Source organism: uncultured Maribacter sp. (genome assembly GCF_963975365.1).
In the GTDB taxonomy this organism is placed as follows: Bacteria; Bacteroidota; Bacteroidia; order Flavobacteriales; family Flavobacteriaceae; genus Maribacter.
Map to the genome: position 1 here is coordinate 1 of NZ_CAXBGF010000003.1, position 12,274 is coordinate 12,274.

The window sequence follows — 12,274 nt, forward strand, 5'->3', positions numbered from 1 at the left end:
GAGGATACCGATACCGACAATGACGGCACAGGCGATAATGCCGATACCGATGATGACAATGATGGAACATTGGATACGGCGGATGTTTTCCCATTGGACCCGACAGAGGATACCGATACCGATGATGACGGCACAGGCGATAATGGCGATACCGATGATGACAATGATGGAACATTGGATACGGCAGATGCCTTCCCATTGGACCCGACAGAGGATACCGATACCGACAATGACGGCACAGGCGATAATGATGATACCGATGATGATGCTGATGGCCAAAGTGATGAAAACGAAATAGACTGTGGGTCCGACCCATTGGAAGCGTCTTCTACCTCACCGGATGCCGATAATGATTCAATACCAGATTGCGCCGACAATGATTATGAAATAGAGGAAGAAGAAGAAGAAGAAGAAGAAGAAGAAGAAGAAGAAGAAGAAGAAGAAGAAGAATCCATTGTTTGTGCCCAAGCCATTACCCCAAATGGCGATAATATAAATGATTCATGGATAATTATGGGTATCGAAAATCATCCAACTGCCGTAATTACTGTTTACAATAAATCAGGCCATGAGGTTTTCAAGACGATCAACTATAAGAATGATTGGGACGGCACATTTAAGTCTCGCTCAGAAAAACTACCCCAAGGATCTTATTACTTTGTAATAAACCTAGGTAATGGCAAGGCTCCTGTGAACGGATGGATATTCATCAATTACTAATCAACCATTTAACCCATAAAAACATGAATAAATTACATTTATATACTGTTATGCTCTTACTGTTTATTTCAGGTACATTGGCAGCACAACAGGACCCAGCCTATACCTTCTATAGGTATAATATGAACTTTATTAACCCTGCCCATGCGGGAGCAGAATCAAGAACGGAATTTGGCGCCAATATTCGTAGCCAGTGGTCGGGTGTTGTTGGTGCACCAGAAACCCAGAGTTTTATGGCAAGCACCTATTTCGGAAAGAATGTAGGACTTGGGATTAGCATTATTAACGACAAGACCTTCATAGAGAACCAAACTTCAGTCGCCCTAGATTTTTCTTACCATTTAAAATGGGACGATGATACGAATATCTATTTGGGACTAAAGGCCTCAGGTAATTCCTATAATGCAAATACAGATGGGTTAATGACCTTTGGTATAGAATCAGATCTTTCATTGATGAATCTTAACGGGGGCGTCACGCCCAATATAGGCATAGGGGTTTATTTGCAGGCCAAGAAGTTGTCACTTTCCTTTTCGGCCCCAAGGATTTTAAAACCAGAACGATTGGAACAGGACGGCGCCACAGCCAAATTAGGTAGAAACAAAATGCATATGTACCTCATGGGAGTATATGACATAGAAATTAATGATAATTTAGTTTTAAAGCCCGCTACCTTAATTAGGCATGTTGAAAGTGCTCCTTTATCGGTAGACCTTACCTTGACCCTAAATTATAATAGCTTATTAGAGTTTGGGTCTTCCTATCGCATAAATGAAGGCTTTTCAGGTTTGTTTATCTTTGATTTGAGCAAAGGGATGAAAGTAGGCTACGCTTATGAGGTTTCTAAGCAGTCTTCTTTAGCTAATACCAATAACGGCACACACGAGATTATGTTAAAGTTGGAATTATAACGTAAAAGAAAAAAATAAGTATGAATATAAAAAAAGCAGTCTATAGGCTGCTTTTTTTATATTCATACTCTTCATTTTAAATTTACGAAAGACTAGCAATCAACACGATTTCAGCTTTCAGTAATTTAGAAACTGGACAAACTTCTTTTGCTTTTTGAGCAATTTTATTGAATTCATCAGCCTTAATGTTTGGTACATTTCCTTTTAAATCTAAAGTAACTTTAACGATTTCTCCATCTTTAAAATCAACCTTTGCATCTACATCTAAAGTTGTAGGTGTAAAACCTGCTTCTCCAAGTAAAAAACTAAGTTGCATTGAAAAACAACCGGCATGTGCTGCGCCGATTAATTCCTCTGGGTTTGTACCTTTTCCATCTTCAAATCTTGTATTATAGGAATATTGAGCATCTTGTAAAACGGTACTCTCGGTTGACATTGTTCCTTTACCGTTTTTTCCATTACCCTTCCATTGTGCTTTAGCGCTTCTTGTAAAATTCATATGTTTTCTTATTTAAGATTAATATAGTAAAACCTGACTATTAAAATGTTTAATTATGTTTCTATCTTTAAGTAAACTATTCTTTCTCGATATATCTTGGATAATCAATATAACCCTCTTTACCTGGCGTGTAAAACGTATCATTATCCCACTGTGCTAATTCATAATCATGTTCAAATCGCTTTACTAAATCAGGATTTGAGATAAACGGTTTACCAAAAGCTACTAAATCTGCATCACCAGCTTCAATAACTTTATTACCTGATTTTTGGTCAAATCCTCCATTAATTATCAATGTACCATTATATAAGGGTCTAAAGTGTTTTGCAATATGTTTTACTGCAAAAGAAATTTCAGATACATCGGTAAAAGGTTCAGATAAATGCACATAAGCTAAATTATAGTCATTTAACTTTTTAATAATGTGCTCAAATGTAGGAATTGTTTCTTCATCCATGGTAATCCCAAAAAGACCATGCAATGAAGGATTGAATCGTACTCCTATTTTTTCTTGTGGAACGACTTTTTTTATGGCTTCTAAAACTTCAAAAAAGAAACGAGTTCTATCTTCTATACTGCCACCGTACTCATCTGTTCTGATATTTGAAGTACCATTGAAAAATTGATGAAACAAATATCCATTAGATGAATGTATTTCAACACCATCAAAGCCAGCTTCTATAGCATTTTTAGCTGCTTGAACAAAATCTTCAATCGTTTGTTCAATATCCTCCTTTGTCATTTCTTTCGGAATCACTGTTTCTTTAAACCCCTCTGGAGTATATGATTGTGCATTAGGATTAATGGCCGAGGGAGCTAATGGCAATTCCCCATTATGAAAATCGGGATGCGACATTCGCCCTACGTGCCATAATTGAATAAAAATCTTACCACCTTCATTATGAACCGCTTCAGTAACTTTTTTCCAACCTTCAACTTGGGCTTTCGAATAAATACCAGGTGTATTCACATAACCAACAGCATCTTTAGATACTTGCGAACCTTCTGTAATTATTAATCCTGCCGAAGCTCTTTGCTTATAGTATTCAACATGCAATTCCTTAACTGGTCTATTCTCTGCATTCGCGGCACGACTTCGAGTCATCGGAGCCATAACGACACGGTTTTTTAATTGCAAATTTTTATGAAACGGAGTTAATAAAGCTTGTTTTCGCATATTAAGTAGTAATAAATTGTTTTGATATTCATTACAAAGTTCAAACATTTAATGCTCAATAATTAACTCATCTCGTTAAAACATTGTTATAAATGCGAAAAGGTATCATACAGATTTAATTGCATGATACCCTATTATAATTAATAATTAGTGTTTATTCTTCTTCTGTCCCAGCAACTGCTACAATGTGGTCATTTTCTACACTACTTCCACTAACGACTATTGCACCTATAATTGTACCCTTAGCATCTTTTATAGATATGCCACCAGGAAACGTAATTAGGCCTCCATTAGAATGTTCTGTTAAATAATGGTCCGCCTGGTTGTGATAGTCCTTCTATACTGCCAGTAGGCATATCTTAATAACGTGCTGTTTTTGCTTTTTCAATAGCTTTTTGAGCTTGTTCTAATGTAATGTTCATTTCTAAGTGTTACTTTGTATTTTCAATTTTGCGATTCTATTCGATGAAAAGCAATGACTTCAAAAGTATTTGTAAGAAATGTAAATTAGGTTGACCTATGTCAATTAAGAAAATACTAACATTTTAAAGAACTACGAATACGGCTTAAACTTTCTGCAGAAACACCCAAATAGTTGGCAATATGATAATTTTGAACCCTATTCTCTATATTTGGATAAGAAGCGCAAAATTCTAAATACCGTTCTTTAGTGTTTTTTTCCAATGAGGAGAATACACGTTTTCGTTGGCCTATAAATGCATTCGTTAATAAAATTCTAAAATAGCGTTCAAAAGCAGGAGCTTTTGTAAATAGAATTTCTAAATTTTCTTGATTAATAGCTAGCAATGTAGAGTCTTCAATGGCCTCTATATATAATTTGATATCTAGATTGTGATAGAACGCTTCGAAATCACTTACCCACCAATTTTCTATAGCAAACTGTATAACATGTTTGTTGCCTTTTTTGTCCAAATAATAGGCTTTCAAGCAACCTTTGTTTACAAAATAGCAATGTTTTAATTGGATGCCTGGCTTTACAAGATACTTTTTTGCTTTAACCGTTAATTCGGTTAAAAGGCTTTGAAATAGGTTTATTTCTGATTCTGTTACTGAAATATATTTTTTAATATGTGTTTCGACCGGTGATTTCATGAATTCGATAATAACCATAGTTTGCAATACCACAATATAATTTAAAATACACTTACGGTTAATGCCTATAACATAAGTATTAAAGAATATAACAAATACTCAATTTATTTTATAAAAATAAAAAGGTAAGCTTACTTTGAAAATGCCAAGAAATACCTAAGTTGTACTGTAAAACTAAACTTAAAAGAAAATTGAAATATTACATCCTGTTTGTTACTTTCTTATGTATATCCAACATAAATGCGCAAAAAAAGAATGAGAACTATAGATTACATATTAAAAAATCGTCAGGGCCAATAAATATTGATGGCATAGGAAATGATATCGCATGGCAAGATGCCGAAGAAGCGAATGATTTTTTTATGGTGTTACCTATGGATAATCGCAAAGCTACTGAGCCTACTACCATAAAAATGACTTATGATAATGATAACTTATACCTCTTAGCTACCTTTTATAATGCAACTAAAGCCAACTATTTTGTAGAGTCTCTACGTCGTGATTTTTCATTTGGTAAGAACGACAACTTCCTACTATTCTTAGATCCTTTTAATAATCAAACAACTGGATTTTCATTTGGTTCTAATGCATATGGTGCACAATGGGACGGTACCATGTATGATGGTTCAAAAATAGACTTGAATTGGGACAGTAAATGGATATCTAAAGTTACCCGTGATGACGAAAAATGGATTTTTGAAATGGCAGTACCTTTTAAATCCATAAGATATGAAGAGGGAGTAAAAGAATGGGGAATAAATTTTAGCCGTTTAGATTTAAAATCGAGCGAAAAATCTAGTTGGACGCCTGTTCCTCGTCAATTTCCAACCGCTTCCCTCGCTTATTCGGGTACTTTGGTATGGGATGCCCCACCACCTGCTCCAGGAACAAATTTCTCTATTATTCCTTATGTACTAGGCGACGTTAAAAAAAACTTAGAAATTGATGGTTACGCTAAAACAAATGGAAAAATTGGAGGAGATGTAAAGTTTAGTCTTACCTCTTCCTTAAATCTTGATTTAACCGTAAATCCCGATTTTTCGCAAGTTGAAGTAGATCGTCAAGTAACCAATCTTGACCGTTTCGAATTATTTTTCCCAGAACGTAGGCAGTTCTTTTTAGAGAATGGCGACTTGTTCGCTAATTTTGGATATGAAACCATAAGACCTTTCTTCTCACGTAGAATCGGACTAAATGTACCTATTCAAGCAGGTGCTCGAATAAGTGGTAACCTAAATGATAAATGGCGTTTGGGTGTAATGGATATGCAAACGGCCCCAATTGATGAGTCTGGACAACCGAGTCAAAACTTTGCGGTCATGTCGCTACAGCGTAAAATTTTTGGGCGAAGTAGTATTGGTATGATGTTCGTAAACAAACAATCTATTAATTACCCACAAGAAAATGATTCTTTAACTGATATTTATTCTAAATATAATCGCAACCTAGGTATAGAATACAATCTAGCCTCTGCAAATAATGCATGGAACGGTAAGGCATTTTTTCTCAAATCTTTTGCACCTACAGATGATGACAGCGGATTTACACAAGGTGCTCATTTAGCATATACCAGTCGTAAATGGAATTTACGCTTGCAAGAAGAATGGGTAAGTAATGATTATTCTGCTGAAGTTGGTTTTATAAGGCGTAGAGGTTATAAAAACCTGTCTGGAAAAGCTGGTCATTTATTTTTCCCGAAAGCAGGACCAATACTTAGCCACGGACCAGAAATAAACGGATTCTATTACTTCAACGAACAATTAAGAGAGACAGATCATACGGCATATATGGCCTATAAATTTGATTTTAGAAAACGTAGCAGTTTACTGTTTTTTTTATCGGATGATTATGTAGAATTACTTTCTCCATTCGACCCTAGCGGGCTTGGCATTTCTAATTTAGCAACAGGTAGTAAACACAACTGGAATGCGTTGGGTTGGGAATATCTTTCAAAGCCTCAAAGTTTAATAACCTATTCCTTTGAAGGTCGATTAGGAGGATATTATCAAGATGGTAATAGAACTAGTTTAACCGGTGAAGTCGGTTATAGATTTCAGCCTTATGTAAGTTTAAAAGCTAATCTTAATTACAATCATATTAATTTACCTGCACCTTGGAATACGAATGAATTTTGGTTGATAGGTGCCGAGGCCGATATCACATTTACCAATAAGCTATTCTTTGCCAATTTATTACAATACAATGAACAAAGCAATAATTTTAATATCAACTCCCGTTTTCAATGGCGTTATACTCCTGCTTCCGATTTGTTTATCGTCTATACCAATAATTATTTCATAGAACCTTATCAAAGTCGCAATTGGGGTTTAACATTAAAATTCACCTATTGGTTAAATAATTAATATACTAAGATTTTTCTATGGTTTGAATTACCCCAATAGCAGCCATTTCACCAGAAATCATGGCAGCATTCAAAGACCCATTGAGCAAATAATCACCTGCTAAAAATATTCGCTCTGTAAGTCGTGTCTCAGTAGGCATTAAACTATACCGAAGGTCGTTCAACTTTGGTAAAGCCATTTTAATAGGGTAATGCTTTAAGTAGCGTTCGGTAGTTATATCGCAATAGATTTTTAGATCCTCTTTTACCTTCTGTATGAGTTTGTACTCACTTAACTCATGTTCTTTTACTACAGTAACAGATAAAAGTTCTTCTGCTCCACTAAGTTTAGTATCTAAAGAATTATGATAAAATATATTATTTATTAATGCCTCCTTATCTGAAATTAAACCGATTAAGGGTTTCTGAATTTTTCTGGTCTTAGTAGTGAAGTATAACGTATCGGATGAATGCCAAACTAGCTGCTGTTTTCGTAAGTTAGGTACTAATGGGGAAGCATCTGTGGCAATAATCACATAGTCTGGCTGAATTAACTGTCCATCGGTAAATTTTATACCATTATCAGTTACACTTTCAATTGCTGTTTTAAATTTAATGGTAGTATGTTTAAGTTTCTGTTCCAATTGCTTCGGAATCGCCTCAATACCAGCTTTAGGTAAAACTGCATTTCCTGTTCCAAACATCTTGTAGACAAATTGAAACATTCTACAAGAGGTATCTAAATTGGGTTCTAAAAATATACCCGAAAAAAAAGGTCTAAAAAACTGTTCTATTATTTGTTCTGAGAATCCTTTTTCTTTTAGGTAAGCCAGTGTTGTAATTTCATCTTCATTAAAAATCTCATTTAATGATTTCTTCTTTAATTCAATATTTAATTTTAAAATCTTCAACTTGTCTGAAAAATTCCCAATAGTTGAAAAAAGAGTAGGTAATAAAAATCGCAAGTTTCGCAAAGGATCCCCAAGAACAGAGCTTTTATCTTTATTGAAAATTTGTGCACCTGGTAATAATTCCTGAAGTTCTAAAGATTTATAATCAAGATATTCTTTTGCCATTGGGTAAGCATCCAAAAGCACTTGAAATCCGTGGTCTAATTGATAGCCATCAACAATATCCGTTTTTACTCGGCCTCCTACCCTATCTTTTTTTTCGTAAATGGTTGGTGAATATCCATCTTTCTCAAGCCTTAGAGCAGTAATAAGTCCGCTAATTCCGGCTCCGATTATTGCAATTTCAGTAGTCTTCTTTTCCATTCGTATAAAAATAGGAAAAGTAGATGGCTTTTTTCGTTAAGTTATTTTAGGAATCTATTCTGGAGAATTTATAGTTACTTCCGATAGCTCAATAAATACTTTTCGCTCCTTTGCAAAAGAATTAATGAAATTTAAAAACCTTTCTATTTAATCCTCTGGCGGATGCCCGTGAATATCTTCAAAAACAGAGTCAAAGTTTTCACGTAAATAAGCATTCAATTTCTTTTGATAATCATCTTTTAACCAGCTTAAGAAATTATAAGTGCTCTTACTGATACATTTACCATACACATGTATACGGTTATCGATATCCTCTTTTAGTAATTTAGCCAATGCCAATGCATCATAAACATCTTCGCTATTTTCAATACATATATAAGCATGATGAGCAATAGACCTTTCTAAAACTACTTTAGACGATTCACCAGCAAATGTTGCGGTTTCATAAGTATCTTTAATATCAAAATACGTTTCCTTCGAATTTTTAAATTCCTCTTTTACTTCGTCGGATAAGTCTAGTATAAAATCACTTTCAATTTCCTCATCATCACGAATACGATCCATGTAGAAGTTAGGTGACTTAAAGATGGCACCCCAGTCTAAATCGGCACCCCATGGTCCAAAACGATATTTATTATTACCTAAATCGATTACAGTAAATTTCGATTTATTGTTCAAAACCCTAGAACCCCTACCTATCATTTGATAATAAAGCGTTAGTGATTTTGTTGCCCTATTAAGTATTATCGTATCTATGGTAGGTTCATCAAAACCCGTGGTCAATATGCTAACCGATGTTAAAATGGCATCTGGGGTTTCTTTAAACCATTTTAATATTTGCTTACGTTGTTTTTTGGTCGCTGTATTATCAAGGTGCATAATCGGGAGACCCGCTGCTTGAAATGTATGATACACCTGAACCGATGTTTCAATACCATTATTGAAAATTAAGGTCTTTTTGCCCTTAGAGTGCTTTGTATAAGCTTCTAACAGCTTACTTAACATTGCAGGACTTGTATATAAGTCTGCCGATGATTTTACGGTATAGTCACCATTAGAGCCTATTTCTAATGATGTTAGCCCCATGTCATATTGAAAAACTTCAGCCCTTGCCAAGAAATCATTAGCAATCAAATTCTCTATAGATTCCCCTGGTATAAGCTCATCATAGTTTTTGTTCATTGGCAAATCTTTGTTCGAACTTAACGGAGTAGCCGTTACCCCTAAAACAAAGGAATTTTCAAAAAACTTAAATAATTTGGTAAATGAGTTGTAGTGTGCCTCATCAATAATTACGAGACCGACATCAGAAATATCTAGGTGGCCATCATTTAACCTATTATTTAAGGTTTCTACCATTGCTACATAGCAACTATAGCGTTCTTGATCGTCTAAATTGGCTTTACTATTTACTACTTTATTTACAACTCCAAAACTGGTAAGCATCTTTGATGTTTGGTTGCAAAGTTCAATACGGTGTGTCATTACCAGAACCTTTTTATTATGGTTCTTTAAATACTGCCGTACCATTTCAGAAAAAATTACTGTTTTTCCACCACCTGTAGGTAATTGGTATAAAAGGTGATAATCATCTCGTTCTGAATCGAACTTGTCAAAAATTTGTTGAATTGCACCTTGTTGGTAGCTGTATAGTTCCTTATCGGTCTTCCTATCCTGTAATTCAAAAACAGTCTCTTGCATAAAATCTTTTCTGGAATTTGCAAAGGTAGCATTCTCTCAAGTAGATTACTAATTCATAGGATAAAAATGGTATCTTTTGCGACCATTGGCACGCGATTATAGACCAATTATAAAATTTTAATGAAACATTACCATTTTTTAGTTCACAAACCTTTCGGTCTTTTGAGTCAAATGACCTCAGGTGAAGAACGTCAATTACGAAAAAAACGATTTTTAAGTCAGCTTTATGATTTTCCTGAAGGAATAATGCCAATAGGTAGATTGGATGAAAAATCGGAAGGTCTTTTATTGATGACTACAGATGGAAAATTAAGTGATGCTATAAATAGTTCTGGGATTGAAAAGGAATATTTAGTACAGTTAGATGGATTGATTTCTTCTAAAGAAATAGAGCAGCTTTCTGAGGGAGTGTGTATAGGAATTTTTGGTAAAAAATATTTGACCAAACCATGCAAAGTACAGTTATTAAAAATTACACCTACACTACCAGAAGCTCATTCGTCTTTACGAATTGGAAGACATAGACCAACCTCTTGGATACGTATTACTATAAGGGAAGGGAAATTTAGGCAAATCAGAAAAATGACCGCTGCAGTGGGTTTTCCAACGTTACGCTTAGTTCGAATACGTATTGGAAAAATTGATTTGGCAAAGATGATACCTGGTGATGTAACACCAATATCTATAAATTTAGAATCTATTTAGGAATTCTTTTCCCTGAGAAACGAGAAAATATGGTTAGTCTCTTTTTGGTATTAATAAAATAAACTCCGGTTAACAAGATCACAGAAGCAATGGCTGATTGTAATGTAACAGCTTCATTCAAAAAATACCACCCTAAGATCATCGCAATTATCGGATTTACATAAGAAGATGTAGCCACCTTTTCTGGCGATACATTTCTTAATAAGTAATTGAATGCGGTGAAGGTTACAATACTGCCAAAAATAATTAATAACAACATCGACCAAAGTACTGGAGTACTCCATTCGTATGGCGATGACCAGGTTTCACCTAATAAAGTACTTATCAGAAGTAATGATAAGCCACTTGAAAGCATTTGATATCCTGTGTTCACAAAAAAATTAGCAGGTAAATCAGCCTTACCAACAAAAAGGCTGCCGTAAGACCAGCTTAACATGCATATAAAAATCAGGACCATTCCTAAAATTGCTCCATCTTGAGCAATAATTTCCTGCTGTCCTACCAAAAGAAAAATACCGGTTATGCCTAAAATTACACCGATGACAGACATAGGCTGTATTTTTATTCCTTGCAACACTCGCATCATTAACAAAACGACTAATGGTTGTGCCGACACTTCTAGTGCAGCAAAGCCACTATCAACATAATTTAATGCCCAAACCACTACTCCATTACCAAAGATTAGAAACAAAAACCCTGCGATAAATGTATTTTTAAATTGTTTTTTGGTTATTTTTAAAGGAAGTCCTAGAATTTTGGATATCATAAAAATTAAACTACCGGCTACCACAAAACGAATACCCGCCAACATAAAGGCAGGTAATTCGCTAACAGCAATTTTATTCCATAGATATGTAGATCCCCAAATGAAGTAAATGGCAAAAAAAGACAATACGACCAAAATGGTATTGCGTTGCATTTTTGCCATTGGAAAACTTTAAATACTATATTTTTTTAACACGAACGGCGTTCATTCCTTTCATGCCTTTTTCAAGCTCATAAGCTACTTTGTCATTTTCCATAATCTCATCTATAAGACCACTAACATGAACAAAGTATTTTTCGTTGTTTTCAGAATCAATTATGAATCCGAAGCCTTTTGAAGTATCGAAAAATGAAACTTTACCGTTTCTTACTGGATCAAACTCTTCAACATCTCCTTCTTCCTTTTTAGGAATACCTAAAATAATATCTTCAGCATCAACTTCGACTTTCATAGAAGGATCTGGTGGAGTGTCTACCAAATTACCGTTGTAATCAACATAAGCAAGTGGAATACCAGAAGTACCACTTTCTTTTACTGCTGCTTTACGGGCAAGCATTTTTTTCTTTTTTTCTTCACGCTTCTTTAAGCGTTTTTTTTCTTTTTCAGTTTTATTAAATGTCTGCTGTGATTTTGCCATTCGAAATTTTAATGATAATACTTTATTTTACTGTAAAGGAACTGAAATACGTGGTGACGTGTATAACGAATGGTAGGTTTCTTGAGCAAACTATGACTTCATTCGTTGTAAGGTCATTGCAAGAATCATCTGCATCCCTTTAAAAGTTTTACAAAGATAAGATTTGTATTCGGAATATGTAGTATATCAATGTATCAAACTATCAATGAAATGATAGAAATTTCTTATTCCTTAAAGATATTTAAGAATACTACTGATAGTAAGGTTGAAAATAATGTTGTTTTATGTATTGTTAGCTTCACAATTTCTCTACTACTTCATATCATAACTAGTGCAAAGCTGTTAATTTTTAAAATATAACTGTTAAAATTCAAATTTTTAAATAATTTATAATCAATTGTTAATCAATTACTTATTTATAATTTATTAT

General features: G+C 34.3%; 12 protein-coding genes. 4 read left to right on the plus strand and 8 right to left on the minus strand.

From position 1 onward, the window contains the following. Both AACZ49_RS04680 and AACZ49_RS04685 read left to right on the plus strand, forming a co-directional pair. Nucleotides 1-720: gliding motility-associated C-terminal domain-containing protein (locus AACZ49_RS04680; protein WP_339652213.1), on the plus strand; the 720-nt coding region annotated here is incomplete at its 5' end. Nucleotides 721-743: 23 nt separating this feature from the next. Next, nucleotides 744-1,631: a type IX secretion system membrane protein PorP/SprF gene (locus AACZ49_RS04685; RefSeq protein ID WP_339652216.1), complete on the plus strand. Its 888-nt coding sequence runs from the start codon at nt 744-746 to the stop codon at nt 1,629-1,631. 82 nt (nt 1,632-1,713) lie between these two features. Here the strand turns inward: AACZ49_RS04685 and AACZ49_RS04690 are convergent, their stop codons facing one another. The 4 genes from AACZ49_RS04690 to AACZ49_RS04705 all read right to left on the minus strand — a co-directional run bounded on the left by AACZ49_RS04690 (nt 1,714) and on the right by AACZ49_RS04705 (nt 4,420). Next, entirely contained in the window at nt 1,714-2,130 is a 417-nt protein-coding gene (locus tag AACZ49_RS04690) for an OsmC family protein (protein ID WP_339652218.1), read from the minus strand. Nucleotides 2,131-2,206: 76 nt separating this feature from the next. Next, complete coding sequence (locus AACZ49_RS04695) at nt 2,207-3,307, minus strand: alkene reductase (protein WP_339652221.1); 1,101 nt, start codon at nt 3,305-3,307, stop codon at nt 2,207-2,209. Nucleotides 3,308-3,461: 154 nt separating this feature from the next. Further along, nucleotides 3,462-3,587 carry a heme-binding protein gene (locus AACZ49_RS04700; protein ID WP_339652716.1) on the minus strand — a complete coding sequence of 42 codons (126 nt, stop codon included), beginning with the start codon at nt 3,585-3,587 and terminating at the stop codon, nt 3,462-3,464. A gap of 257 nt (nt 3,588-3,844) precedes the next feature. Next, on the minus strand, nt 3,845-4,420 hold the full coding sequence (locus AACZ49_RS04705) for a Crp/Fnr family transcriptional regulator (RefSeq protein ID WP_339652223.1): 576 nt from the start codon (nt 4,418-4,420) through the stop codon (nt 3,845-3,847). A gap of 191 nt (nt 4,421-4,611) precedes the next feature. Here AACZ49_RS04705 and AACZ49_RS04710 point away from each other — a divergent pair, with 191 nt between their 5' ends. Beyond that, entirely contained in the window at nt 4,612-6,783 is a 2,172-nt protein-coding gene (locus tag AACZ49_RS04710; RefSeq protein WP_339652224.1) for a DUF5916 domain-containing protein, read from the plus strand. A 4-nt stretch (nt 6,784-6,787) separates the two neighbouring features. On the opposite strand, the gene AACZ49_RS04715 is transcribed toward AACZ49_RS04710, so the two are convergent. Continuing rightward, a complete protein-coding gene (locus AACZ49_RS04715; RefSeq protein WP_339652225.1) occupies nt 6,788-8,035 on the minus strand; it encodes an NAD(P)/FAD-dependent oxidoreductase in 1,248 nt (415 codons plus the stop codon). Nucleotides 8,036-8,182: 147 nt separating this feature from the next. Further along, on the minus strand, nt 8,183-9,736 hold the full coding sequence (locus AACZ49_RS04720; protein ID WP_339652226.1) for a DEAD/DEAH box helicase family protein: 1,554 nt from the start codon (nt 9,734-9,736) through the stop codon (nt 8,183-8,185). 120 nt (nt 9,737-9,856) lie between these two features. Here AACZ49_RS04720 and AACZ49_RS04725 point away from each other — a divergent pair, with 120 nt between their 5' ends. Beyond that, nucleotides 9,857-10,441: a pseudouridine synthase gene (locus AACZ49_RS04725; RefSeq protein WP_339652228.1), complete on the plus strand. Its 585-nt coding sequence runs from the start codon at nt 9,857-9,859 to the stop codon at nt 10,439-10,441. Here the strand turns inward: AACZ49_RS04725 and AACZ49_RS04730 are convergent. Together AACZ49_RS04730 and AACZ49_RS04735 are read right to left on the minus strand one after the other, a co-directional pair. Continuing rightward, the gene (locus AACZ49_RS04730) at nt 10,434-11,369 is read right to left on the minus strand and encodes an EamA family transporter (protein WP_339652230.1); all 936 of its coding nucleotides are present in this window, start codon (nt 11,367-11,369) and stop codon (nt 10,434-10,436) included. The two genes, AACZ49_RS04725 and AACZ49_RS04730, sit on opposite strands and share 8 nt — an antisense overlap. Nucleotides 11,370-11,385: 16 nt before the next feature. After that, on the minus strand, nt 11,386-11,844 hold the full coding sequence (locus AACZ49_RS04735; RefSeq protein ID WP_339652231.1) for a cold shock domain-containing protein: 459 nt from the start codon (nt 11,842-11,844) through the stop codon (nt 11,386-11,388). Nucleotides 11,845-12,274 lie beyond the last annotated feature (430 nt).

Excerpts from the sequence above, each read along its gene's own strand:
- AACZ49_RS04720 (WP_339652226.1), bottom strand. The coding sequence starts at position 9,736 with ATGCAAGAGACTGTTTTTGAATTACAGGATAGGAAGACCGATAAGGAA.
- AACZ49_RS04705 (WP_339652223.1), bottom strand. The coding sequence starts at position 4,420 with ATGAAATCACCGGTCGAAACACATATTAAAAAATATATTTCAGTAACA.
- AACZ49_RS04735 (WP_339652231.1), bottom strand. The coding sequence starts at position 11,844 with ATGGCAAAATCACAGCAGACATTTAATAAAACTGAAAAAGAAAAAAAA.
- AACZ49_RS04730 (WP_339652230.1), bottom strand. The coding sequence starts at position 11,369 with ATGGCAAAAATGCAACGCAATACCATTTTGGTCGTATTGTCTTTTTTT.
- AACZ49_RS04695 (WP_339652221.1), bottom strand. The coding sequence starts at position 3,307 with ATGCGAAAACAAGCTTTATTAACTCCGTTTCATAAAAATTTGCAATTA.
- AACZ49_RS04725 (WP_339652228.1), top strand. The coding sequence starts at position 9,857 with ATGAAACATTACCATTTTTTAGTTCACAAACCTTTCGGTCTTTTGAGT.
- AACZ49_RS04690 (WP_339652218.1), bottom strand. The coding sequence starts at position 2,130 with ATGAATTTTACAAGAAGCGCTAAAGCACAATGGAAGGGTAATGGAAAA.
- AACZ49_RS04715 (WP_339652225.1), bottom strand. The coding sequence starts at position 8,035 with ATGGAAAAGAAGACTACTGAAATTGCAATAATCGGAGCCGGAATTAGC.
- AACZ49_RS04685 (WP_339652216.1), top strand. The coding sequence starts at position 744 with ATGAATAAATTACATTTATATACTGTTATGCTCTTACTGTTTATTTCA.